24 protein-coding genes and 1 tRNA gene are annotated in these 24302 nt (G+C 34.6%); 11 read left to right on the forward strand and 14 right to left on the reverse strand.

Features of this window, described 5'->3' with window-relative positions:
* Positions 1-13 precede the first annotated feature (13 nt).
* The gene (locus HYY69_01975; GenBank protein MBI3032217.1) at positions 14-304 is read left to right on the forward strand and encodes a winged helix DNA-binding protein; all 291 of its coding nucleotides are present in this window, start codon (positions 14-16) and stop codon (positions 302-304) included.
* Between the two features lie 21 nt (positions 305-325).
* Here the strand turns inward: HYY69_01975 and HYY69_01980 are convergent, their stop codons facing one another.
* The 3 genes from HYY69_01980 to HYY69_01990 all read right to left on the reverse strand — a co-directional run bounded on the left by HYY69_01980 (position 326) and on the right by HYY69_01990 (position 3012).
* Positions 326-781, reverse strand: coding sequence for a 30S ribosomal protein S15 (locus tag HYY69_01980; protein ID MBI3032218.1), 456 nt, complete (start codon positions 779-781; stop codon positions 326-328).
* Between the two features lie 282 nt (positions 782-1063).
* Positions 1064-2011: a trypsin-like peptidase domain-containing protein gene (locus HYY69_01985; GenBank protein MBI3032219.1), complete on the reverse strand. Its 948-nt coding sequence runs from the start codon at positions 2009-2011 to the stop codon at positions 1064-1066.
* A gap of 59 nt (positions 2012-2070) precedes the next feature.
* The gene (locus tag HYY69_01990) at positions 2071-3012 is read right to left on the reverse strand and encodes a phosphate/phosphite/phosphonate ABC transporter substrate-binding protein (GenBank protein ID MBI3032220.1); all 942 of its coding nucleotides are present in this window, start codon (positions 3010-3012) and stop codon (positions 2071-2073) included.
* A 108-nt stretch (positions 3013-3120) separates the two neighbouring features.
* Between HYY69_01990 and HYY69_01995 the strand changes: the two genes are divergently transcribed.
* On the forward strand, positions 3121-3270 hold the full coding sequence (locus HYY69_01995) for a hypothetical protein (protein ID MBI3032221.1): 150 nt from the start codon (positions 3121-3123) through the stop codon (positions 3268-3270).
* On the opposite strand, the gene HYY69_02000 is transcribed toward HYY69_01995, so the two are convergent.
* A complete protein-coding gene (locus tag HYY69_02000; GenBank protein MBI3032222.1) occupies positions 3257-3463 on the reverse strand; it encodes a hypothetical protein in 207 nt (68 codons plus the stop codon). The genes HYY69_01995 and HYY69_02000 overlap by 14 nt on opposite strands.
* 162 nt (positions 3464-3625) lie before the next feature.
* Between HYY69_02000 and HYY69_02005 the strand changes: the two genes are divergently transcribed.
* A complete protein-coding gene (locus HYY69_02005; protein MBI3032223.1) occupies positions 3626-3973 on the forward strand; it encodes a hypothetical protein in 348 nt (115 codons plus the stop codon).
* A gap of 10 nt (positions 3974-3983) precedes the next feature.
* Positions 3984-4340 carry a DUF2283 domain-containing protein gene (locus HYY69_02010; GenBank protein ID MBI3032224.1) on the forward strand — a complete coding sequence of 119 codons (357 nt, stop codon included), beginning with the start codon at positions 3984-3986 and terminating at the stop codon, positions 4338-4340.
* A gap of 132 nt (positions 4341-4472) precedes the next feature.
* Here the strand turns inward: HYY69_02010 and HYY69_02015 are convergent.
* The 3 genes from HYY69_02015 to dph5 form a co-directional block, all read right to left on the reverse strand.
* Positions 4473-4549 (reverse strand) — tRNA-Gln (locus HYY69_02015).
* Between the two features lie 137 nt (positions 4550-4686).
* Positions 4687-5814 (reverse strand): hypothetical protein, encoded by a 1128-nt coding sequence (locus HYY69_02020; protein ID MBI3032225.1) that lies wholly within the window; start codon positions 5812-5814, stop codon positions 4687-4689.
* 3 nt (positions 5815-5817) lie between these two features.
* Positions 5818-6585, reverse strand: a complete 768-nt coding sequence (gene dph5, locus HYY69_02025) for a diphthine synthase (protein ID MBI3032226.1) — start codon at positions 6583-6585, stop codon at positions 5818-5820.
* A 320-nt stretch (positions 6586-6905) separates the two neighbouring features.
* Between dph5 and HYY69_02030 the strand changes: the two genes are divergently transcribed.
* Complete coding sequence (locus HYY69_02030) at positions 6906-7718, forward strand: 3'(2'),5'-bisphosphate nucleotidase CysQ (protein ID MBI3032227.1); 813 nt, start codon at positions 6906-6908, stop codon at positions 7716-7718.
* A 114-nt stretch (positions 7719-7832) separates the two neighbouring features.
* On the opposite strand, the gene ftsZ is transcribed toward HYY69_02030, so the two are convergent.
* Entirely contained in the window at positions 7833-8915 is a 1083-nt protein-coding gene (gene ftsZ, locus HYY69_02035; protein MBI3032228.1) for a cell division protein FtsZ, read from the reverse strand.
* 368 nt (positions 8916-9283) lie between these two features.
* Entirely contained in the window at positions 9284-9970 is a 687-nt protein-coding gene (locus HYY69_02040; GenBank protein MBI3032229.1) for a nitroreductase family protein, read from the reverse strand.
* Between the two features lie 132 nt (positions 9971-10102).
* Between HYY69_02040 and HYY69_02045 the strand changes: the two genes are divergently transcribed.
* Positions 10103-11971, forward strand: a complete 1869-nt coding sequence (locus HYY69_02045; protein ID MBI3032230.1) for an ATP-dependent DNA ligase — start codon at positions 10103-10105, stop codon at positions 11969-11971.
* A gap of 17 nt (positions 11972-11988) precedes the next feature.
* Here the strand turns inward: HYY69_02045 and HYY69_02050 are convergent, their stop codons facing one another.
* A complete protein-coding gene (locus tag HYY69_02050) occupies positions 11989-12375 on the reverse strand; it encodes a PIN domain-containing protein (GenBank protein ID MBI3032231.1) in 387 nt (128 codons plus the stop codon).
* On the reverse strand, positions 12372-12608 hold the full coding sequence (locus HYY69_02055; protein ID MBI3032232.1) for an antitoxin VapB family protein: 237 nt from the start codon (positions 12606-12608) through the stop codon (positions 12372-12374). The genes HYY69_02050 and HYY69_02055 overlap by 4 nt, the downstream gene beginning before the upstream one ends.
* A gap of 157 nt (positions 12609-12765) precedes the next feature.
* Between HYY69_02055 and HYY69_02060 the strand changes: the two genes are divergently transcribed.
* From HYY69_02060 to HYY69_02070, 3 genes are read left to right on the forward strand one after another with little or no spacing between them, the layout of a single operon-like run.
* Entirely contained in the window at positions 12766-14547 is a 1782-nt protein-coding gene (locus HYY69_02060; GenBank protein ID MBI3032233.1) for a hypothetical protein, read from the forward strand.
* Positions 14544-15128: a hypothetical protein gene (locus tag HYY69_02065; protein MBI3032234.1), complete on the forward strand. Its 585-nt coding sequence runs from the start codon at positions 14544-14546 to the stop codon at positions 15126-15128. The genes HYY69_02060 and HYY69_02065 overlap by 4 nt, the downstream gene beginning before the upstream one ends.
* 20 nt (positions 15129-15148) lie before the next feature.
* On the forward strand, positions 15149-15496 hold the full coding sequence (locus HYY69_02070) for a LysM peptidoglycan-binding domain-containing protein (protein ID MBI3032235.1): 348 nt from the start codon (positions 15149-15151) through the stop codon (positions 15494-15496).
* A gap of 97 nt (positions 15497-15593) precedes the next feature.
* Here the strand turns inward: HYY69_02070 and HYY69_02075 are convergent, their stop codons facing one another.
* From HYY69_02075 to HYY69_02085, 3 genes are all read right to left on the reverse strand, one after another.
* Positions 15594-16673 carry an RsmB/NOP family class I SAM-dependent RNA methyltransferase gene (locus HYY69_02075; protein MBI3032236.1) on the reverse strand — a complete coding sequence of 360 codons (1080 nt, stop codon included), beginning with the start codon at positions 16671-16673 and terminating at the stop codon, positions 15594-15596.
* A 202-nt stretch (positions 16674-16875) separates the two neighbouring features.
* Positions 16876-19200: a hypothetical protein gene (locus HYY69_02080; GenBank protein MBI3032237.1), complete on the reverse strand. Its 2325-nt coding sequence runs from the start codon at positions 19198-19200 to the stop codon at positions 16876-16878.
* 61 nt (positions 19201-19261) lie between these two features.
* Positions 19262-23167: a hypothetical protein gene (locus tag HYY69_02085; GenBank protein ID MBI3032238.1), complete on the reverse strand. Its 3906-nt coding sequence runs from the start codon at positions 23165-23167 to the stop codon at positions 19262-19264.
* Positions 23168-23434: 267 nt separating this feature from the next.
* Here HYY69_02085 and HYY69_02090 point away from each other — a divergent pair, with 267 nt between their 5' ends.
* The gene (locus tag HYY69_02090) at positions 23435-24019 is read left to right on the forward strand and encodes a M50 family metallopeptidase (protein ID MBI3032239.1); all 585 of its coding nucleotides are present in this window, start codon (positions 23435-23437) and stop codon (positions 24017-24019) included.
* A gap of 14 nt (positions 24020-24033) precedes the next feature.
* Positions 24034-24177, forward strand: a complete 144-nt coding sequence (locus tag HYY69_02095) for a hypothetical protein (GenBank protein ID MBI3032240.1) — start codon at positions 24034-24036, stop codon at positions 24175-24177.
* Positions 24178-24302 lie beyond the last annotated feature (125 nt).

The following is a 24302-nucleotide window of genomic DNA, read 5'->3' on the forward strand; positions in this document are numbered from 1 at the left end:
TACAAGATAAAGGGTGAGTTGGGTGCAAACAGGTCTTAAGAATAAGGAAATATTTAATGTTGTTTTTAGAGAAAAACCAACAATGATGTTGCTTGGTCTATACAACACAAAGAATGCAGTTTATGCTTCATCGTTAGCAAAAAATATTGATTGCACGTATTCCCATGTCGTTAAAATTCTGCAGCAGATGGAAAAGGCTGGTTTAATTGTATTCAATAAACAAGGAAGATTAAAACTTTTAACCTTAACAAAAAAAGGCAATGAAATTGTTGAGCATATTGATAAAGTAAGAAATATATTATAAATAATTAAAAAAATTATTTTTTTATTCTGCTAACAATTTAACTTTATCAAGATCATATTTCCAATCAGCTGGCAATGCTCCTGAAGATTTATAATACTTAACAACCCGGTTGATTTTAGAAATAGTTAATTGCAATCCGCGTTTAGCAGTCATATCCTGTTTATGAGCGCCCATATGCTTTAACAAAGCAACATTTTTCTTCAATAAACTCATTAATTCTTCGGGAATTTCAGGAGACAATTTTTTGTCATGTAATATATCGGTAACAGATTTTCCTGTAACAACCTTAACACTTGGCACTCCATAAACATCGCGTAAAATCATGCCGATTTCTGAAACAGGATGTTTATCTTTAGCTAATTTTGCCACTAATAATTCAACTTCTGGAGCTTTATAGCGCATCCAGCCAGGAACTTTCTTGATTACAGGTTTTGTTGACCCTGATTTACCCCTTTTTCTTGAGTACATTCTTGCCATAGTCTTACCTCAAATCGCATAAAGATGTGGAGAATAAGTATTTATTTAATCTTATCTCCGGTGTAGACAAGCATGTGCCGATCCACCCATCATGAATAAAAAACCGAGAAGTATTTATAAAGTTATTCTTTAGTTGTACGTAATAAGTTGGGGTTTTAGCACCTACTTTTGTGAAGCTGTTCTTATATTTGCTGTGAGGATTTTTCGGAGTTCCAGAGAGAAAAATCCAATGTTTAATCACATCTCAAAGCTGAACTGGTGCTAAAACCTAAAGAAGACTTATTACGTATCTTTACTTTCAGCATAATGAGCAATTGTTTCTTCAACTAATTTTTCAACAGTGTCTGGATTCATGGCAAATCCAATGCCTTCTGATTCTTGTGTTTTAAACGAGTTAATACCCACTATTCTTCCATTTGCGCTGATTAATGGCCCTCCTGAATTCCCAGGATTAATAGGAACGTCAGTTTGAACAACAGAATAACCATAAGCATTTTTCCGCTTAAGCGAACTAACAATACCTTCAGTGACGGTAAAGTCGAGCCCAAAAGGACTCCCTAAAGCAATTACTTTTTGCCCGACTTTAAGATCTTCTAAATCATCAAATTTAAGGTCAAAAAAAGTGTCATTACTTACTATTTTAAGCACAGCAATGTCAGCAGTATCGCTGTATGACATAATTTTTGCAGCATAGTGTTTGCCTGAAGAAGTAACAACACTTAATTTACTTATACCTTCAATAACATGATAATTAGTTACAACATAGCCATCTTCAGTAACAATGACACCGCTGCCTACTCCCTTATTAGTTCTGACACCAACAACGCCTTTAATAACCGTTTCAATAATGGCAGTAAAACTTTCACTTTTAATATTAATATCAAGTATTTTTGACTCTAGTTCTCCTAATTTTGATTTGCTTTCTTCTTCTAATTGCACTAAATTGGTTGTTAAACCACTGATTTTTTTAGATTGCAGAGATTCAGATTTCTCTAATGCTGTATACAACGCAGCAGTTTTTTCATCTAAAGCTGCTTGCAGCTGTTGATTAACCCCTTGCACTTGATTTTCAAGATCAGATTTTGTAGTAACAAGTTGATCTTGTAAGTTCCCTAACGCTGTATCTAAACGAAGATTCTGCTGGTATTGGTAGTAATAACCATATCCTAACCCTAAAAAGAGTAATAACATAAGAATACTAAAAATAAGTACCTGTCGTTCTTTATGCATGATTAATTTAAACTAAATTACTTAATAAAGGTTACGGATGAAAAAAGATGAAAAAAAATTTATTTCTTCAATACTTTATCATGCAATCCTACTAAAGCATCTAATTTTGGCCCGAAATCACCAAGATGTTCTTGAGTAGTTGCAGTAACCAAACCATCTACACCATAAAGATCTTTTAAAACCTGAAGATGTTCTGGTTGATTCAATTTCAGCATTGCAGCGACAAATTTCGCTCTTATTTCAGGTGAAAGATCTTTTCGTACGACAACAGGATGAGAAGGAACTTTGCCCAATCTTTCAACAGATTTCAATTTTTTACGATCCCCTTCATCAACATATTTTTCTAAAGCATCATGACTGCCGCCAACAACATCAACGGTTCCATCAAGGAGAAGCTGCATTGATTGCTTATAGCCACCTGAAACAACAGTGCTGGTAAATGATTGCTGCAATGCTCTCTCTAAAGCTGGAAAATCATTTCCTTCAACAGTGATCAAGCCTCGTTCAATTAACGTGCCGATAGGCATAACAAAACCACTGGAACCTGTCCAGCTGGTAAATGCAATTTTTTTGCCAATTGCATCATTTAAAGAAGCAATATCACTATCAGCTTGTGCAAAAACTTCAGCATAATAAAAAGGAGAACCGTCCTTAATTTCTGTTAAAACAACTTCTGCGCCGCTTGTTTTATACGCCAACCATGCTGGCCCTCCATCCATGTAAGCCGCATCCAAATGACCAAAACGCAGTCCTTCCATTAATGGTTCATACGCAGTAGGAACAAGAATTTCCACCTTCATTCCCATTTCCTGCTCAAGAAATTTCCCCAATACTTCTGCTTTTGGGGTTAATTCTGCTGCATTTTCAGCAGGAATAAAACCCATTTTAAAAACTTGTTCCTGCTGGCTGCATCCCAATAAAAATAAGCTTGTAAACACCATTATCATAATACTGGTCAAAGTAATTTTCATCATATTTATGCCTTGATAAAATTTCTTCATAAGCAATATAAAAGTTTATTGGTTTAAATGTTTAACTTAAAAATAGAAAAACATTTAAACCAATAAACTTAAATACATTAAGAATAAAGAAGTTTTCGGAGCGAAAAAATGGCAAAACCAATCAGAGCAACACCTACCTTAAAAGGTATTGAAGCAATCAATTTTATTAAAGATGTCCTTGCAGAAGAACAAAGACCAAATAAAGCAAGAGTTAATCTGATAAAAGAAGCATCAAAAACTAAATTTAATTATCAGTAGGTAATTTTAGATCTAAATACATTGGCGTTGTTCCCTTAATTCTTTCTTTTAACATTTTGAAACCAAGTTTTTTATAAAAATGAATTGAATCTAAATCTCTGTTTTCATTCCTTTTAGCATCTAACGTGATAAATCGACAGCCTGCTTTGTCTTGATTTATCTCATTAGCTTTTTGTATTGCAGATAAAATCATAAGAAGTTTTTATGTGTTCCCATTTGGGTTACAAAAATATAAATAGCCCCACGCGGAGATTTGCAGGAGATATTTCTCAAATAAAATTATTAAGAGGAAAAATTTATATAATTAGAATTTTAATTTTATTATTATTATTTTTACAAAAGAGGTTCATTCAAAATGCACACCACAAGAATCACAAAAGAGATTAGCTTCTCAGAATATAACCTCTTGAAAGAGAAATACAACTCAAAGGTGTCTATATGTCCACATGCTGCAAGCCACATAAGTAATTACGACCGAAATATTTATAATCAAGAAGAACTAAAGAAGATATTAGTTAGTGAGAAACCATATTTTATTGGTTATCAAGAAAATGAAAATTATGCAGTTTTTTTCAAGAGAAAAGATTATTATTTAAGAATAGTATTTAAGATTAGAAATAATGAATTGCATATAATCACGTTTATAAATTCCAGAAAAATACCTTATATTGGGAGAATCAAAAATGATAAAGAAACACCTTGATGCATTAGGTATGGGAGAACACTCATATGATTTTGAGAATGATATTTTAACATTTAAGATTAAAGATAGAAATTACTCTCTTTCAGAAGAATTTAATAACTTAGTAATGGATATTGATACAGAAGGTTTTATTACAGGACTAAGAATATTTGATGCTTCTAAAGTATTTAAGTTATCAAAACAGGCTCTGAATTGTATAAAATCATTCGAGTTTCATACAGAGGTTGAGAATAATATCATTAATTTTCAATTACGGTTTCAATATATTTTAAGAAACAAAAAAACAGTTATACAAGGTCAAGATTTTATTAGGGAAGCTACAGACTCAACAATTAAGAATTCTGAAGTAAGTTGTTCTACTGCATAATAAATGTGTTATTTTTTGGTATGATTTTATTGAACTATAACTACTTAGAATTTCATTCATTAAGTCTACTTTTTTATATAAAAAAATTGCGTAAACCAAGAGAAAGTCCCTTGATTTACACAAAAATGCTTATAGCCCCACGCGGATTCGAACCGCGGTCTCCACCTCCAAAGGGTAGAATGATTGGCCACTACACTCCATGAAACGCTTTCTCAAGCTAATTTCTCTATGGGGCTATGTATCGAATCCGCTGGCCATAAACTAGTCGAAACTACCTATTTTTAAATTTAATGCATTCAAGCTGCCATAAGGGGGATAATGATCTCGGAACAAAGAATAGTGAATATTAACTTTCACCCTTGATTCCTTCATCTTCAGTTAATTTTCTCTGCAAACGCCTCGTATTTAAATATCCTAAACTTAATGGTATTAAAGGGATCAGTGGACTAATACCTACCATAGAACCGACATAAAAAACAAGACCTAGAGCATCTCCCGCAGATTTTGCTAGTAAGTAACGTACAGAAGCATATTCATCAGGAGTTAAACCTGGCAGTACTCTTCGATCTGCAAGTGAACCAAAATAAAGGCTTGGTTTTCCACGTCTGTATAAATCATTTCCAATAACTGTCCCAGGTAAATCGAAACCTGATATAAGACCATGAACAAAACCATAGTTTAAAGTCCTCAAGGTTCTAACATCTGGATCATATTTGACACCCTTAAGAACTCCACTAAGAACTCTCTTAAATAAATTCTTCCCAAAATACGCTTCTTCAAAAGCTCGTAAATGCTCATAAGCAAGATATAATTCAGGCAATAAAAATTTAGAAGGATTTTTTACAACGATAACTGAAATATTTTTCGGAGCTGGTTCTTTAAGTTTTAATTCTAAAGTTTCTAGGGTGAAATCTGTTTTAGCAGGAGTTCTTGTTAAACCACATAATAAATCCAAAGATCCAAGATAGATTTCACCATCACCACCAACATAATAAATAAAACAATGCCTATGACGAGGTGTTCCATGTACACGCTCAATAGTTGTATAACTTTGAAGTGTTTGAACATGGAATTCTCCTGAACGATCTATTTCATTGATTTTTTCTTGTAAACGCTGCGCTTCAACACGACGAGGTGCAGTTATCCAACCAAGTTGAACTTGCAATCTTCTTTTTGCAGAACTCGAATCAACGTGAACAACAGGATATTGAGATACTTGATAAGTTGCTCCAGTAACTGAATCAACAATATGCCCACTAACAGTTCCAACACAAGTAATGCCTGGTGAATCACGTATTAACGCCAATGCAGCTTGAAACCCATCTTGAAAAACATGTTCAATTTTAAAACCAATCGCTCTTTTTAATTCAAACAATCGCACTAACTGTTGATCTAGACCAGTGATATAATCAGGGCTGCCTTGTTCTGCAGAAATATCAGTAACTTGTGGAACAAGAATATCATCCAAACCCATTGATCATCCCTTCCATCTCCATAATTTCTTCAATGCTTCCTCTTCCATAAAATGCAAATTACTAGGAATAATAATACAATGCGGTGCTTTGTCAAAATCAAACACTAACAATTCTTTTATTGTACCAACTTTAATTAAATTATCACTGCCAATTCTTGCACAGCCAATAACTAAACTCTCTTCAGAAATAACATCTTCTTTTCGTTTTTGTTCAATAGCCAACAAATACTGCAATCCTTGGTTAACAGTCATAAACTTGTTTTCTGAAGGATGCAGATCAAGCAATAATAAGGTATGCAATCCAATATTCTTGTTCATCTTCACCACATCATAACAAGTTTCAGGCATAAAATTTTTCTCAGGAAAAGTAATGGAAGTAGTTTTGCCATATTTATACAATTGCAATCCAACAACACCGACAGCAGTCATTATAGAAACATTATGAACAACAGAAAAAGGAATCTGCTGTTCTTGAATGCGAAGCAAAAGATCTATATGAGTTGTTGCGCTTAATGCATCACCAATAACAAGCAGGGCAACATTCTTAGTTTTTGCTTGTTCAATAATCTTATTCTGATCAGCTTCAACATCATCTCTGGTTACAAGTATAATCTGTTTACCATAAAAGGCTTCTAAATCATCAACACTGCACGGCAAAAGAGAAGTATAACACTCTAAGTAAACTATATCTGCTTTTTTAACAAGCTCAAGACCTTTTACCGTGATATCTTTCTCAGTTCCTAAACCAATGCCAATAAGATGTAATGCCATAGTAGTGAAAGAACAGCTGTCTTTTTATAAAGCTTGGCTCTTTAATAGATTAAATCTTCAAAAACATTTAAGAATATTAGTATCTGAAATTCCGCGTTCCATGGACATAGTTAAGAAACTACTGTTTATAAACATTAAGACTAATTGCGGCTCTGGTGAAAATGTAGTTTTTGGCATCTTTTTGTGAGGCTCTTTAATTTCATAAGTGAGGATTTTTCGGAGTGCCAGAGAGAAAAATCCAATAAAATAAATACATCAAAAGCCGAACTGATGCCAAAACCGAGGCTATATTTATAATAAACACAAGAAACATTGATCAAATGAACGAACTTGAATTCGCAAAAAAGCTCGCTAAAGATGCTGGCAACATAGTTATGAAGTATTATGGCAAAAGCAGTAAAGAAATGAATACACAAGTAAAAGAAAATAATACCTTTTTAACACAAGCAGACATCGAAGCAAATAATTATATTACCGAACAAATAAAAAAACATTTTCCAGAAGATGGGATTCTTACTGAAGAAACAATTGATAATAAAAAACGGCTTCAAAAAAGCCGTGTCTGGATTATTGACCCATTAGACGGTACCCATCATTTTCTTAAAAATAGAACAGAATTCAGTATTAGTATTGGTTTAGTAGAAAATGTCTTTCCTGTACTCGGAGTAATCTATAAACCCATAGGTGATGAATTATATTTTGCTGAAAAAAAACAAGGAGCATATCTTGAAGAGAATGGTAAAACAAGAAAATTATCAGTGACAAAAGAAACAGAGATTAAAAATTTACGGGTAACTGCTTCAAAAGCAACAGCTCAGCAATTTATTAAGGAGGTAGTGAAACATTCTCCCTTTAGAACATTTGAATTTCGAGGAAGCACGTGTTATAAGATGTGTCTTGTTGCAAAAGGTGAATATGATGCATATATCCGCGACCATTTGCAAATTAATGAATGGGATGTCTGTGCTGGCACCATTATTGTTCAGGAAGCAGGGGGTTTAGTAACAGATATAGAAGGAAAGCCATTAATTTTCAACAATGAAACACCATTATTCAGAGGAATTATTGCTTCGAACAACGTATGCCATGATAACATACTCAATGAAATAAGTAAAACATATAGAATAAAATAAAAAGAAAAAATGCCTTCATCGATTGCGTTGGGGGTGAAAAGATGAAGGCAAGAACCTTTCTCTACCACACAAAGACTAAATAGGGTATGAGCATAAAAAATAAAAAAATTGAAATTATCTAATAATTTCAATGCCTAATTCATCATTTAATTCCTTCATTTCCCTGCTATGTTCTTTGCGTTTGGAATCCACTTTGCCTAGGATCCATGGGCTTTGAACACCAGTAATAATGGTCATAACAGTTAGCTTGCCTTTCATGTCGTCGCTGACACGTGCTCCCCATATACAGTTTGCATCGTCATCCATACTCTCAGTAACTAACTCACCTACGCGATTGATCTCTTCTAAGGTTAAGTCAGGTCCGCCATGAACGTGGATTAAAGCTCCTGTTGCTCCTTCATAACTAATATCTAATAACGGGTTGCTCAAAGCTCCTTTAACAGCTTCTTCCACACGGTTATTAGTATCTGATGCGCCTACGCCAATTGCTGCTACACCGCCATTAGTCATAATAGTTTTAACGTCTGCATAGTCTAAGTTAACTAATGAAGGAATTGCAATAGTTTCTACAATGCCTTTAATCATCGTTGAGATTAATTCATTAGCAACAGCAAATGCTTGTTGAATAGGTAAATTACCTGCAATTTGAACCAGCCTGTTGTTGTCAATGACAATAACAGTATCAGCTACTTGCCGTAATTGCTGTAAACCAAATTCTGCTTTATCAACACGAGCTCTTTCAATTTTAAAAGGCATAGTTACTGTTCCGATGACAATGGAGCCTACATCACGAGCTGCTTGCGCAACAATAGGAGCTGAACCTGTTCCTGTTCCTCCACCCATACCTGCGCAAACAAATACCATGTCTGCTCCTTTAACAGCTTCTTTAATATCCTGAATAGATTCCTGCGCAGCTTCAGCACCTTTTTGTGGATATCCTCCACAGCCTAAGCCTCGCGTTACATCTTTTCCAATTAAGAATTTTTTATCAGCATTAGTAATATCCAAATGTTGTTTATCAGTATTGCAAGCAAAAATTTCCGCGCCCTTAATGCCTTTTTGATAAAGCCAGTTAACCATGTTATTACCCGCTCCACCGCAGCCAATAACTTTAATATTTGCTTGCCCAACTTCAAATCCTGCACTGTTGGTAAGTTTACTACCGTTGTCCAATGCGTTTTTTACAAAAAAATCCATACTGCACACCCCTTTAGTCTTTTTAGTTTTTTATGTATGTTTATTATGAGCATTTTGCAGAACTCCTAAGTATAGTTTACACTACCAAAAACTTTATATAGTAGTTCATACAGTAATCTCATTCAGAAATCGTTATTGCCAAAATACGATAAATGATTTGTTTCGCCAAAAACATATCATTAAACATTTTCGTTTTAATCGTGTTTGAGTTTCTCGCCAAAGAAAACTCAATTTTTATGTTCTTCTTCATGTTTAAACTTATTTATAAATAATTCTAAAATTGGATATATATATTACAGTATACATATTTGTATACCTTTGTAGTAAATTAACAAAAAGAGGAAAAGTATCTATTTAAATAGAAATATTTATTTCTCTCCTTTCAGTTTCTTATGTAATTTCTCAGCATGGTGTTTGATCTTATCAAATACAGAAGTTGCAGATTTATCAATATAATCCTTTACTCCTTTAACTCCAGATGCTAGAACCGGTGAAAACTGTAATAATACAACATTAATATTCTTAATTCTATTACCATATCGTTGAAGATAAAGCATATGTTCTAATTTATACTTTTGCGGTTCAGGAACAACTTCATCAGGATATCCTAACGTAAGAATAGCATGCGGCCTTGCATAGTCAGGAATATTAGCTATACGCTTCACTGCAGCTTCATCGAAAGCTCCAACCCAGCAAGCTCCTAAACCATAATGATGACTAGCTAAAAGCATATTTTGGCAGGCTGCTGCAACATTTTGAATAGTATACAATCGTTCTCCCCTGATGCCATAAAACTGCTTTGGACGTTTGAGTTCAGCGCAGGCAATAATATGCACTGGCGCTTTTTCCATCCAATACTGTTGTAAACATGCTTGTGCCAACTGTTTGCGCTTGGTCGGGTCAGTCATTACAATAAATCGAAATTCTTGAATATTCCCCGAAGTCGGCGCTTTAGTCCCTGCTTCAACCACTCTTCCGACTAACTCCCATTCAACAGGAACATCTAAATATTTTCGAATAGAACGCCGTGTATAAATACAGTCAGTAGTTTCCATGATTACAATCCTGAAGAAACTACCTTATATACTTTACGATGCAAAGTATGTGGAAAGCTTAGAGTGTTCCTCTAAGCTTTCCACATACTTTTCATAACAATATTTATATTTGATAAAACTTGTGCAACTAGTATGCAGTACAAACAACTCGGTGAAATCTACAATAAACTCGAAGCAACCTCAAAACGTCTGGAAAAAACAAGCTATGTTGCCGAATTAATTGAAAAAACAGCCAACGAAGATCTTCCGATGATTATGCTATTATTGGAAGGCAGATTATATCCCAAATACGAAGCTGAAAAAAAGATTGGCGTTGCTGGACGATTGGTTATCAAGGCAATTAATGTTGCAACAGGAATTGAAGCTCATAACATAGAGCAGGAATGGAAAAAAACAGGAGATTTAGGCAAAGTTGCAGAGAATTTCACCACAAAGAAAAAACAAGCTACATTAGTTTCCCATCATTTAAGTGTTGAAAAAGTATTTGCTAACCTGCAAAAATTAGCAGAACTTGAAGGACCAGAGACGGTTGAAAAAAAAGTGCAGATGATTGCAGAATTATTGACGAGCGCTGCTCCTTTAGAAGCTAAATACATTGTAAGAACAATACTCGAAGATTTGAGAGTTGGCGTTGGCGCAGGCAGTATCAGGGATGCAATTGTGTGGAGTGAAATGCCGCAGATTAATAATTTAGAATTAACCGGTGAAGGAAACAAGTATTATTTTAATAAAACTTTGAAAGCAGAAAAAATAATAACAGCCCTCGAAGATGTGCAAACATTAAACATTCATAACGTAAAAGCAATAGAAGCACAAACCAAAGAATTAGCACGAGAAATCTATAATTACTTTGTTAAAACGGTTGAAGAAGCTTATAACGTCAACAACGATTGGGCAAAAACGATAATTATTATCCGAAAAAAAGGATTAAAGGGATTGGAGGAAACTGACATTGAATTGGGCAAGCCAATAAAAGTAATGCTATACCAAAAAGCTAAAGACCTAGAAGAAGCGTTCGAGATGGTCGGCAAGCCTGCAATTTTAGAATACAAATATGATGGTTTTAGACTCCAGATAGAAATCCTTGAAAAAAACAACATTATTCTTTACACGCGGAATTTTGAAGATGTTACAGCACAGTTTCCTGATGTTATTGGGGCAGTTAAGCAACATATCAGCGTAAAAACAGCAATTTTAGAAGCTGAATGTGTTGGTTTTGATGCAAAAACCAAACGATATTTGCCGTTTCAAAATGTTTCTCAAAGAATAAAAAGAAAATATGATATTGAAGAAATTGCAAAAAAATTTCCCGTCGAAGTAAACATATTTGATATAATATATCTCAATGGAAATTCAATGATCGAAAAACCATTTGAGGAGCGAAGAAAAGCATTGGAAAAAATAATAACACCAAAAAAAGGAAAAATTAAGCTTTCCGAAGCTATGGTCACTGATAACTTGCAGAAAGCAACAGACTTTTACAAAGAAGCGCTTGAAGCAGGCAATGAAGGAGTGATGGCAAAAAACCTTGTTGCGCATTACAAGCCTGGCTCGCGAGTTGGCTTTGGAGTTAAAGTAAAGCCAGTAATGGAAAGTCTTGACCTTGTTATTGTTAAAGCTGAATATGGTGAAGGAAAACGCGCAGGATGGCTGACATCATTTACCTTGGCATGCAGGGATGACAATGGTGATTTGTTCGAAATAGGAAAAATAAGCACTGGATTAAAAGAATTGGATGAAGAAGGAACATCATATAATTATATGACTGAATTATTAAAGCCTTTAATCAAAGAAGAACAGGGAAAAGAAGTTATCTTAAAACCAAGAATCATCATGGAAGTCAGTTTTGAAGAAATTCAAAAATCAACCAATTATGCCAGTGGTTATGCGTTACGTTTTCCAAGGTTTGTAAGATTAAGAGAAGATAGAAATGAAAAGAATGCAAGTTCTTTAAGTTTAGTGGAACAATTATATAATACCCAAAGAAGCAGGGCCGTGTAGAAGATATGTTGATATAATTAATAAGTCTCAACAACAAGATTTTCTATTCTTGAAAAGTGTTTTATGTTTCCTGTTAAAACAGCTTCATTATATTTAAGAGCAATACCTGCAATCATAGAATCTTGTGGATTAATAGGCACACCTTTTTGGTCAAGTTGCTGTGCAATTTTTCCTGCTATTTTTGCAGCTGTTGAATCAAGAATATAAACATTAACAGCATCAATAAATAAATATCCCTTTTGCATTATTTCAGCATTAAAAGAACTAAGACCACGCACAAGTTCAAAGACTGCTATAGAAGTGATTGAAATAGGTATTGATCTCTGTTCTAATTCACTCATTTTTTTCTCTGCTTCTACTTTATTTTCAAGCAGATCAATCACAAAATCAGTATCTAAAATCATTGTTGAAATCTCTCTTGTAAACGTTCAGCGCGTTCTTGGGATTGTTTTCTACCTTCATTAATAATACTTCGCATTTTTTCTGCTTCTTGATGATTAAGAATCCCAGCAAATTCGAGCAACGATTTCGGTTTAGCAAGCTTTCTCACCACATCACTAAAACTTTCTTTTCCTTCTTTTCTCCGTGCCAGTAAATCATAGGCATCTTGCGATAATGTAATAGTTTTCGTGCTCATGCATGCATGTATGTGTATTGTTATATAAAAATGTTTCTATCACCCAATATATTTTCGTTATAGAAAATAATATATTTAACCACTAACAAGTGATTAAATAAAGAAAAGTTTATATATAAGGTATTTATCATAGTTCTATGTTGGGGGTTATATCATAATGAGTGATGATAGTCATATAGAATTAGGTGATTTAATAGGATTATTAATGCGCGCCAGAAATTCTTCTGATATTAGGGAAAAAATAGCATTTTATGCTGATTTTGCGAGCAAATACGATCCTGAACACCATACTGTTAATGAAGAAGGTTTAGCTACTGCAAGTAAAGATATTACTGACTCTATTGCAACTGCATACATTAATGATATTAGGGGTAAGCACAATGCAGAATTTAGAACTAGGATTATAAACCGCACTGATGATTTAGATATAACTGCTCATTTAAGAAGCTTTCTTGTAGATATAAGACGTTCTGATCCAACATATTTGCACTTAGCACATCAATTTAATACAGCTACGAGAGCTGCAAACACAGAGGCAAATAAAGATGAACAAAAACTTCAACTTGTTTCTTTTGATAATATCAAAGAGGCCTGTGCAGAAGCTACAAGACAATATCTTCTTAACGTAGTTACTGAAGATATGAGCTTACAACAAATTAGAACCGGTTTAATAACTGCATCATTATTATTAGGCGGAGAATTAGTATTTGAATTTCATAACGCTCATGATCCAGTAATAGAAAGAAGCTTAGAAAAAGTGCTTGGCTTTGTTCAAGCACAAGAATACAGTGGAAATTGTATACAAAGAGACGAAACTGGAGCAACGATTGACTACAATGCAACCAAAAGAGTAACTGATGTCAGTATTGCTGCAAGAGTAACTGATGTCAGTATTGCTGCTGATCGATTAAGAGCTATGAAAAATGTATTAGTCGAACGAGGATATTCAGTAAACAATAATTTACAACAAAGAATAGATGCAATTCAAGAGAGATTAGATGTTAAATATAAAAAAGAAAAAGCAGCTGTAAAAACTCAATTAGATGCACTTGTTAGCAATATGATTTTAGCAGGATTTGACAGTTACCGAGAAGAACAGAAAAGATATGGAAGCACGCTTATAAATCATTTAAACAATCTAAAAAGAAAAGATGGAAATGACTGTCAAATGTTTAGTGATAAAGAATTAGATTTCATCTATGGGTCTGGTCAACTAACAGCAGGCATATGTGATAATACTGAAAAGAAAAAAACAGTTACCATAAGATATGGTCCTCAGAATTATAGAATCGAAGTATTAGGAGATGTAACAGATACTCCAGAAATTCTTGATGAAATTTGTAGAGAAGCAAGTACTGCTGCAAAAGAATCAGAGCTTGAAATACATGGAAGAATGCCATTTGTAAACCCTGTGCTTGGAATTGTAGGCCAAGTTTCACGAGAGCAAGACACTAAAGAACATTCTACCGTTGCAAAAAAACCAAAAAAAGAAACAAGAATTGCGCTTTATCTAGGAGCTGGTGCAGTCGCCGCTCTGATAGCTGGAATTATTGCCCACAATCATTATGCAGGACAACGACTTGCTGATGCAGAAGATGAATTATGTTATAGTAACACACGACTCTATCTCGTTGAAAAAGGTCAAAGAGATGAGCCAGATAGTTATGAATTCAATTTTAATGGGAAGTTTAGCCGTGTTAAATTTACAAAAGCATCTGAAACAGAAAGAGTAAAAGGTGAGGATGGAAAATATAGAAGAGTTATTACAGGACACAAATATACCAGTGGAAAAATGCAAGTTCCAAAGGCTAGCTGGCAGTTTTACTTTGATAGAGTAGATTTAGGTAGCGCACTATCAGAAGAGACTTGTCGTGCAAATGTTAATAATAAGATTAATGATGCACAAAGGGAGTACGAAACAAGAGGACAAGTAAAATGAAACAATCAAAACTATTTTTAGCATTAATAATGACCGTTGGAATGTTATTGTTAGTTAGCTGTAATCTTAATAATAATAATAATGAGGAAGATGAAAACAATATTCAATATCAAATGTACCAAGGAGCTGAAATGCAAACGGTTACGATTCAACATAACAATCAAGGTTATGCAATGGAGCAAGTAGTGATTAAAAATAATATTCCTGATCAATACAAAATAGCACAGCAGAAAAAGAAGAATCAGGAAGAAGAAGATAAGTATAAAACACTGAGTAAAGTGTGGGATAAGGAAAACCTAAGAAGAGAAGAAGGAAATCAATATGAGGAACAATTTAGAATAGAATCATACTGCAAAGAAGTAGGATATTTACGTTGTAAAAAAGTAACAGAAACCTGCGATGAAGATGGCTGTAATAAAGTTGATATTCAATGTGAAGACAAAGATTTTAAGCCAAATAAATTAACATGGGATGAATATGACCCCAACAAAGAATGCGATGAATACAAAGTAACAGTCAGTGATAGTAGCCATGATGATCCATATACTGAAAAGAAGGTACATGAAATAGTGATTATATAAATGAAGTAACGGTGAAAAATATGGTAAGACCTATTGAACTAATGGTTAGCGGTGTAATTTTAGCTGGAGGAGTGTGGCTAGCACATCGGCATTATACTGAAACAAGAGCTACTGAAAGGATAATATACACTCAAGCTTGCGATGGAGTTAAGTATGAGATTCAACCCAGGGATACATTATGGCGTATTATGAAACAATATGGAATTCCACGTAAAAACATTATAGCATTAAATCCACATATTCCAGATGAGAATAGAATAAAAGCAGGCGAGTATTTATGTTTACCAGAGAAGACTCCAATTCCAAGAGATAGATTATTTGATAAAAGAGGACATTATAATGCGCGATTTAATGGACAGGATCGATGATGATTATAATTCAGATTTAACATTTTATCATTAGTTATTAATTTATTACAACTGCCTCTTTCTTTAGAGAACTTTGCAAAATTATGGTTACTGCCTACTAGGTGAGCATTTTCGAAATATTTATCGGGCAATTTTCGAGGTTCCTTGCCGACAGGCAAGTCTTATAATCCCGATCTTTAGTCGAGATTATATTTATAGAGAGAAAATTGCTTTGTTTAACAAAGATCTCAATGCGAACTGGCGCCACAAAAAAACCTTCAGTATCATTATCTTGTGGCCAAAGACGCAAACAATGTTCAACAGGGGGATGAAATTTCTTTCCTTCAAATTCGATAATTGGTTTGCTTCTTTGTAAAGGAAGTTTTATTTCTTCAAGATGAGCAGAAGGATACTTTTCAAGAAGATAGGAAACAACACCTTCATCTTCTTCAGGTTCAAGAGTGCAGGTGCTATAAACAAGAGTTCCACCAACTTTTAAATTTTGGAAAGCAGTTTCAAGTAATTGCTTTTGCTGGCTTGCTAACCGTTTAACCATATGAGGATTCCACATCAATAATGTTTTCAATGACTTCCGTATAGTGCCAGTGCCTGAGCAAGGAGCATCAACAAGAATTTTATCAAATTGAAAATCTTTAAAAAAATGCCCGCGCATCATAGTGACAACAGCATTGCTTATTCCGCATCGCTGCATATTCAGTCCTAACGGCCTAAGGCGATCACCTTTAAAATCATTGGCAATAAGAACACCTTGATTGCGCATATATTGCGCAATTTGCGTTGCTTTGCTTCCAGGAGCTGCGCACATATCTAAGACCAATTCACCTGGCTGTGGATCAAGAACAAGAGGCGGTATCATTGAAGCTGCTTCTTGAATATAAACCATGCCAAATTGATGTTCGAGAAGATTTCCAACATCACGCCTATACGCTTCATCTTCTCCTTTATGATCTATCCAGAAACCTTCCTTACACCACGGTATTGGTTCAAGTTCCCACGTATTCTGTAATCTTTTCTTCAAGTCATTGACAGAAATTTTAAGAGTATTAACACGAATAGAGCGGCGTAAAAACGAAAGTGAATATTTTTTAAAGGTAGTAAAGTCTGTTAACTGCTGATAACGTTTGATAAAACCATCTTTGAAAACAATAGCATCTGTTCCTGGTATTTTTTCAATCATAATAAATAAAGAAAAAAGAAGAGTTTATATGGTTTACTTTTACAAGGGATCTGGTGAAAATGTAGTTTTAGCGCCTATATTGTGAAGCTCTTCTTAAGTTCACTTTGGGGATTTTTCGGAGTGCCAGAGAGAAAAATCCAATCGAAGTAATACGTTTAAGCTGAACCGGCGCTAAAACCTGAAAGATTTTCACCAGAGCCGTTTACAAGCAAGTTCCATCTGCATTGCAGCCATTAGTGCACTTTTTAACCTGCTTGGTATTTACTGTTTTGCATTCTCCATTAACAATATCTTGTTCAAGTTTGACAGAGACTTGATCATCACTGCAGCCGTATAATACAGCTTTGCAAACATTTGGCTTAGCTGGTTTGCATGTTATACCTTCCAATTCAACATCTGCTTTCTTGACAACATGAGGTTCTTTTTTGTATTGTGAAGGAGTCAAGTACACTAAATGCTTCAAGAATGTTGGCCCTGATTGCATCATATCTTCACTGATGACATCTTCATAGACTTTTTCTTTATTGTATTCTGTAAGCAAGGAGAGTTTTACTTGACAAACTTCTTTGTTAACCTGACCAAGATTCTTGATATCATCCACAACTACTTTAAATTCATAGTTGACATCGCCTTCAGGATCTACTCGTTTGTAAAGTTCACCTTCTTCTACGAAAAATAAGCCATAAGCATCTGATTTAAACATACATGCTGGTACAGTAAAGCTTGGACAAAAGCCATTAACAGGTTCCTTCAGGTCGCTAAATTTATAATCATCGACAAGTTGTTCACCTTGACTTGTAGTTCCTTTGTCTGTTTTTGGCTGTTCACACACTTTACCGCTTTCTGTAATGAAAGTTAGTTTTACAGACTTTGGTAAAGATGCCCCTGGTTTTACTGTTGCTTGCGCCCATGCATCACATGTTGATGGTTGATTTAAAGGATTTTTACAATATTTATATCTAATAACACAAGATTTTTGAGTTGCGCTAACAAATTCAAAGTCCATGCTGTTATAACCACCCATCCAGGTCATTTCACCTTTTGGGTTTGAAGCACTTAGTTTTATAAAAGAATAACCTTCTGGATTGACCAACTTACATTCATAAGTGGTAGTGCAGGAGTCTTCTTTCGTGGGAGCAGGAACAGGTAATTGCTGTTTGAAGATGCATGCTCCATTATTGCACATCATTCCTTCAGGACAATTAATTGCATCATATGTTGACATTCCACTTGATTTTACACACCATCGTTCACTAACAGTATCTTCATCAACACATTTTTCAATATTTTGAACCCATAATCCAGTTTTAAAATCAAATTCATAAACAGGATTGTTAACATAAGGATTAAAATATCCATACCACTGTTTATAATTATTATAATCACCCATGACTGTTGGTGTGGGATATTTACTTTCATCAATTGGGCCATCGGCATCTTTACAATAACCTTTACTGCCTTTAAAGACCGTTGGATCATTGACTAAATCAGTAGATACAGGACACTGAGCTGCTGCTTTTTTAGTACAAGCTTTGTATTCTTGTTCAGTGATTTTTTGAGCATGTTGCTGATATTCCTTAAAACAAGCATCCATTATTTTAACGTGGCAATTAAGTTCAACACCACAGGAAGCATAACAAAGATGGTCCTGAGTGATAAGTTGAGAAACAACATCAGTGCCTAATTTTAAAATATCCTCACTTGGATCAGAACAACTTTTCTTCTGAAGACAAGCAACGACTGGATTAAAAGAAGGGCATACGTGATTGCTATAACCTTGATCTCCCCATTTAAAAACAGTGCCATCAGTGCAAGTATGGCTTCCATAAATACATTGTTTAATATTTTTTAATGATAAGCTTCCGTCAGCAATAGCTAATGAACTCCCAAGATTAAGTTTCTGCTTTTTTAATTCACCAACTCCCGGCTGCCCGCCCGTATAAGCATCTGAACAATCTTCTTTTTGGCAAATAGCAACCTCACAGGAGTTTGGTGCTGGTTTAAGAACTAATACTTTCAAATAGCCATTTGCTAAATAAAACACACCATTATGTAAAAAAGGTATTTGCCATGTTTCTGCGTTACCATCTTTGTTAAAAACAAAGACGCATCCATGGTCTCCGCCTTCAGTGCATTGATTAGTAAATTGATCACTTGGAACAACTGTTGTATTAACAGTCTGTTTTTGCTTTGCTTTTTCATAGGCTTTTTTAGTAGCAAGAAGTTCTTTTTCTATGATATCTAATTGTTTTTTTGCGTTTACATAGGCTTTTCTATTTTTTCCCTGTTGAGCATCAAGAACTTTTTGCTTAAGTTCTTTTGCTTGTGCTATTAAAGATTTGTATTTTTCTTCGATTACTTTTATTTCATTAGTTGAATCAGAACCACTCCCTGATTGACTTCCCGTATCAACACTATTACCAGTAATACCTATAATACTATGACCAAAATCAGTAGTCCGAAGCAACGCAACAACACTAATAACAAATAATCCAAGAACAGCATAACTAACTATTTTCTCCTGCATGCAAAACACCTCTTTTCAAGCACGGAATAATTAATATAAAATAAAAAAAGAGAATAATAATTTATTCAGTTGCATATTTTTCAAGCATACTCAAACACTCTTTGCCTTGATGAAAGAGACAAGCACAATACTTATCGATGCTTGCTTCAGTGAAATCAGCAAATTCTTTAATGCCTTTAACACCTGCTACGCAACCATTGACAAAACTATTTTCAGCTTGCTGCTCCTGCTGATCAATTTGTTTTTCTGCTTCAGCAAGCTCTTTTTCTGCTTCTTCCTTGACTTGAGGAGGCTGTATTTTTTTATCAGTTAATTTTCCAAGGCAATCTGATACAGATTTGCCTTTTGCCAAGCAATCACAGGCGCGCTGAATTTGCTTGTCATTAAATTGCATGACAAGCTTTTTATTTTTCTTTAATCGATCGACACACGCATTTTCAGCATTCTGATCAGATTTATTTCTGGAGGTAGTCCCTTGTTTAAACCATTTATTACGGTGATTCTCCAAATTCTTTCGAACTGCTGGAGGAAGTTTGTTTACATCAAATGCAGGCAATAGTTTTGGTTGTTTACCGTGATCTGTTGCCCCTGTATCTTTTTCTGTTGTTTCTTCTCCACCACCTATAGCAGGCGAAGCTGTTACACACTGTCCCACTGCTGCATTACAAGTTTGTCCAACACCACAATCAGCATCATTACTACAAGGTTTACCAGTTGGCTTTCCTGGCTGTGGTTTTTTCTTGCCATCTTCTGAACCTAATCTCATGGTTGGCTTTTTTGCTGTTTTTGACTCTGTTTCTCCAACACTAGGTACTGGTGCAACGGGAATATTTGGTGCGATTGGCTTCTTAACGGTTAGATCTCGACTAGCTGTTGGGGGAACTGCTGGTGATGCTGGTTCCTTCTTAGTTTCATCATAGGCTGGCTTCATTTTTGAAGGTTGATCTTTTTTTGTAGTTTCTTTATCACCCTTCAACCCCAATTCTCGTTTGCATAACTCAATATTTCCATTGTTATCAAACATACAAGAACAGAAGTTCCTTAATAAGCCAGCAGGAACTTTGAGACTATTTTTAGCCATACATTCTTTGATATATTCTTTTTTACCTGGTGTTGATTCAGGCGTTTTTCTTGTACCATCTTTTCCAACTGTTCCCAAAGAAGTATCTTCAGGTAATGGCTTAGTTTTTGGTTCATTGAACTTTTCTAAATCTTTTTCTAACTGATCTTCTGGTGTTGGAACTCCCTGTGGTTGTGTTGTTTCTGTATCACCACTAGTATCTTCTGTTGTAGAAGACACTACACTTACACATGCTCCATTATCACAAACAGTTTCTTCTGGGCATTTCGATCCATCCCATTCAATCTTATTTTCTTTAACATTACAGGCAAACTCTACGAGTGATGTACCTTCACAATAATCTTCTTTAGATGTTATACTTTGAACTTTGGTTTTAGGATCAGTATATAAACCATAAGCTGTTCCTTTTTGTTTTATATTAAAATAAGTATGAGCAAATAATGGTTGATTATCGTCATTCTTTGCTGCTACATCAGAATCTGTACAGGTTGGCGCTTTTACACAAGCACCAGCTTTAGTATCACATATATAATCATTACCAAAGTTTGCACAATTTACTTGTGAATAATCATATTTATTGTTTTTACACCATCCTTCAAAAAGATAGGTTTTTCCTGAAGAAAGTGTTTGACAATAATCTTCTTTAGTTCCTTGATTAGAGGTAACAGTACCTTTGACAAAGAAGCTTGGATCAGTGCCATAAGTTTGTGGTTGTGAATTATCTGAATCTTGACAACTTGTTAAAGAAGTTGAAGATTCTTTATCTCCTGTCCCTGCTTTATCCCCTGTTTTATCACCTGTCTTCTCAGTGCTTGGTAGATCTTGTTTACCAGGAGCTTTAGTTGTTCCTTTACCTACACACACCTTGTTTTGACTGCAAACTTGACCTTGAGGACAATCTCGATCTTCAGTACATTGTTTCTTTGAGGTTTTACCAACAGGACTTTTTTTACCAGTAGTGTCGGGAGTCTTTTCTGGTGTTGTTGGTGTTGATGATGGTTTTACACAAACATGTTTGTTACAATTTAAAGTTGTTCCTTCCGGACATTCCACCCAATAATGAGCGGCATATTCTTTTCCATCTATCTTATCTTTCTCACAAACATATTCAACGATTTGATCTTCAGCAGGATTACAAGAATCTACTCCTATGATAAATTTATCTTTATTCCATAAATCCATACCTTTTGTTGTTCCTTCAACCAAGGTATTTTTACCTCCATCGCTGTCAACACAGACAACGTAATTATCTGAAGATTTCTCTTTATCCAAAGGCTTTTCTTCAACAGCAGATTCTCCCTGAGGATTCATGCCAAAAAGATAAGGCAAACAAGCTGATACATCAGTTTGATGATCATACAAGCAACTGCAAAATAACGTAAGATAAGACTCTGTTACTGGTAATTGCTGTTTTTTGTTTTTAGCAACACATTCAGTAACATAGGTATCTTTTTGCTGATTTGCCACTAATTTAGGCAAAACAAGTTTAGTGATATCAAGGTTTTTAGAATTATATTTATATTGCTTAATAAGTTGAGGATCTAATTTAAGAGTTGTAGAAGCTCCTGAAGATGCTTTGGGAGGAGTTTTAGATGAACTACCTGGAGAAGATTTTCCTGCTTGACCACTAGCTCCACTTCCTACGACAGTTGTAGTTGATGTTTCAGGTTCTGCTTCTGTTGTTGAACTTGATTTTGATTTATCTTCCTGCCCAGGAGCTTTAGTTGTTCCTTTACCTACACACACCTTGTTTTCACTGCAAACTTGACCTTGAGGACAATCTCGATTTTCAGCGCATTGTTTCTTTGCAGTTTTGCCAATTGCTTTTCCATTATCCCCTTGTTTTGCTGGTTGAACTGCTGGTTTATTCGAAATACTTGCAGGATCAACACAAGCACCTTGATAACAAACCATGCCATCGATGAGTTTCCCGTTCTCTGCACCTGCACATTTTTTTATACTAGTAGTAAGTTGAGTAGTAACTGTTGTATAAACACCATCAACAATAATATTCTTTGGTTGAGGAAGTTTATCACAATAAACTTCCTTAACTTCATTACCTTCACAAGAATCTTCCAATTCAACAACTTTGTTATAATTAAATCCTTTTCCCTTCCCTTTTTTAGTTAAAAAAATCCCTCCATCAGAATCTGTACAACTAACTTCTCCTTGTGGTTCACCATAATCTGATTTTTCACTAGCAGGACCTTGTTCTGGTTTAGCACACACCCCCTTTGAACAGCCTTGCGGACAAGGTATTTCTTTATTATCTATAACAATGTTATCTGGAGATATAACAGAACAGGTTGAGTCTTCGACAATACATTTTTCACCAGAACAACTCTCTTTCTTTGATATTATACCTAGACTTTGGATCGCACAAGAATCTGATTTAGTTAAAACTTGGCCTGTTTTAGGATTTTTATAAGTAAGAGTCCCATAAACATAGGGATCTGCTCCATTGTCAGAATCAATACAAACTAAGGTAGTAGGATTGGTCATAGGATTATCCCCAACAACATACCCTGTTATCATGGAACCAGTTTTTTGAGAACTTTTCTTGCCAGGTGGAGTGATGCATGCACCTCCTTTACACATATGATCACATCTTTTCATAGAACTAACTACTTTCCCTATATTATTGCAATAATGTTCAACGACATAAGCACCTTGAAATAATTTAGTTCTTGTATTCCCATCACCACAATAATCAGTAAAAGACTGCCCATTCATTCCTGTTACTGTACCTTTATGATCAAAGTCAAAAGCTCCGGCATCAGTATCTTTGCATGATTTTGGTTGAGCAAAAACAACTCCACTCATAAGAATCATTAACAATGAAAATAATAAACCATATACTAAGAAATATCTACTATGTTTAGCCATCAAATCCACCCTTTTTATTTTTTTATGGTAATATTTTTTATGGTAATATCATTTACTACAAGTATGTGAATGATGAGTTTAATTATAGATCATCTATTTAAATTTTATGCAACCAAAAAACGTACGTATTAAGTCTGGTGGTTTAGCGCCTACTTTTGTGAAGCTCTAAGATTCAGTGCATTGGGGATTTTTCGGAGTTCCAGAGAGAAAAATCCAATGTTAAATTACTTTTGAAGCTGAACCGGCGCTAAACCCGAAGAAGAGATCATGGCAATTTTAACGGGAAGAGAGATACTTGATTTAGTCATAATGACCCTGGGTGTTGGATTTATTTTCAAAGACATTTTTGTTATCCAACCATTGCCCCATAAAGATCAACCTTATGATCCTTTAATTCATCGCCCGAGTAGAATTGAAAATCTAAAATTAGCAATTTTAGTTACTGCGCCAGCAATTATTTTCCACGAGCTCGCGCACAAATTTGTTGCGTTAGGTTATGGATTGCAAGCTACATTCCATGCTGCATATGGATGGTTAGGAATAGGTATTTTATTGAAGTTATTAAATACAGGACTTATTTTCTTTGTTCCTGGTTATGTAAGTCATACTGCAGCTTCAATGCCACTGCAAAATGCCATGATTGCCTTTGCAGGCCCTGGTTTAAATTTAGTATTATGGATTGGAGCATGGATATTATTAAAAAGAAAAGAAAAATATTCTACAAAAACATTTATGATACTAACACTGACAAAGAAAATCAATATGTTTTTATTTTTTTTCAACATGATTCCAATAGGATTCTTTGATGGTGCAAATGTAGTGGAAGGAATACTACAATATTTTGGGGGATAATGAGGCCGAAATAAATGATTGATCCACTTTACCAATTAATAATTCTCTTTTTTGTCATTTTTGATCCTTTTGCTAGTTTCATATTATTTACTGTTGCAACAAAGAATATGAAAGATCATGAGCGCAAAGAATGCAGCGTATTCTTGGTAAAACTATGATTCAAGTAACATCAACTATTCTTGGCTTGATTACCTTATCATGGGGAGTAAAATATATTATTCAAGGGTTAGGAAAATAGTGAGTAGATAATAAATAGGCTCTCTGTCCCGAATGCAGTTTTTGG

It is taken from the genome of Candidatus Woesearchaeota archaeon, from assembly GCA_016192995.1.
Classification (GTDB): Archaea; Nanobdellota; Nanobdellia; order Woesearchaeales; family DSVV01; genus JACPTB01.

Bases quoted from the DNA above. Each gene is read 5' to 3' on its own strand.
- HYY69_02080 (MBI3032237.1), bottom strand. From the start codon at position 19,200: ATGCAGGAGAAAATAGTTAGTTATGCTGTTCTTGGATTATTTGTTATT.
- HYY69_02050 (MBI3032231.1), bottom strand. From the start codon at position 12,375: ATGATTTTAGATACTGATTTTGTGATTGATCTGCTTGAAAATAAAGTA.
- HYY69_02090 (MBI3032239.1), top strand. From the start codon at position 23,435: ATGGCAATTTTAACGGGAAGAGAGATACTTGATTTAGTCATAATGACC.
- HYY69_02070 (MBI3032235.1), top strand. From the start codon at position 15,149: ATGGTAAGACCTATTGAACTAATGGTTAGCGGTGTAATTTTAGCTGGA.
- HYY69_02075 (MBI3032236.1), bottom strand. From the start codon at position 16,673: ATGATTGAAAAAATACCAGGAACAGATGCTATTGTTTTCAAAGATGGT.
- HYY69_02045 (MBI3032230.1), top strand. From the start codon at position 10,103: ATGCAGTACAAACAACTCGGTGAAATCTACAATAAACTCGAAGCAACC.
- HYY69_02040 (MBI3032229.1), bottom strand. From the start codon at position 9,970: ATGGAAACTACTGACTGTATTTATACACGGCGTTCTATTCGAAAATAT.
- HYY69_02095 (MBI3032240.1), top strand. From the start codon at position 24,034: ATGATTGATCCACTTTACCAATTAATAATTCTCTTTTTTGTCATTTTT.
- HYY69_02085 (MBI3032238.1), bottom strand. From the start codon at position 23,167: ATGGCTAAACATAGTAGATATTTCTTAGTATATGGTTTATTATTTTCA.
- HYY69_01980 (MBI3032218.1), bottom strand. From the start codon at position 781: ATGGCAAGAATGTACTCAAGAAAAAGGGGTAAATCAGGGTCAACAAAA.
- HYY69_02055 (MBI3032232.1), bottom strand. From the start codon at position 12,608: ATGAGCACGAAAACTATTACATTATCGCAAGATGCCTATGATTTACTG.
- HYY69_02060 (MBI3032233.1), top strand. From the start codon at position 12,766: ATGAGTGATGATAGTCATATAGAATTAGGTGATTTAATAGGATTATTA.
- HYY69_02010 (MBI3032224.1), top strand. From the start codon at position 3,984: ATGGGAGAACACTCATATGATTTTGAGAATGATATTTTAACATTTAAG.
- HYY69_02005 (MBI3032223.1), top strand. From the start codon at position 3,626: ATGCACACCACAAGAATCACAAAAGAGATTAGCTTCTCAGAATATAAC.
- dph5 (MBI3032226.1), bottom strand. From the start codon at position 6,585: ATGGCATTACATCTTATTGGCATTGGTTTAGGAACTGAGAAAGATATC.
- HYY69_02065 (MBI3032234.1), top strand. From the start codon at position 14,544: ATGAAACAATCAAAACTATTTTTAGCATTAATAATGACCGTTGGAATG.
- ftsZ (MBI3032228.1), bottom strand. From the start codon at position 8,915: ATGGATTTTTTTGTAAAAAACGCATTGGACAACGGTAGTAAACTTACC.
- HYY69_02000 (MBI3032222.1), bottom strand. From the start codon at position 3,463: ATGATTTTATCTGCAATACAAAAAGCTAATGAGATAAATCAAGACAAA.
- HYY69_01995 (MBI3032221.1), top strand. From the start codon at position 3,121: ATGGCAAAACCAATCAGAGCAACACCTACCTTAAAAGGTATTGAAGCA.
- HYY69_01985 (MBI3032219.1), bottom strand. From the start codon at position 2,011: ATGCATAAAGAACGACAGGTACTTATTTTTAGTATTCTTATGTTATTA.
- HYY69_02020 (MBI3032225.1), bottom strand. From the start codon at position 5,814: ATGGGTTTGGATGATATTCTTGTTCCACAAGTTACTGATATTTCTGCA.
- HYY69_01990 (MBI3032220.1), bottom strand. From the start codon at position 3,012: ATGAAGAAATTTTATCAAGGCATAAATATGATGAAAATTACTTTGACC.
- HYY69_02030 (MBI3032227.1), top strand. From the start codon at position 6,906: ATGAACGAACTTGAATTCGCAAAAAAGCTCGCTAAAGATGCTGGCAAC.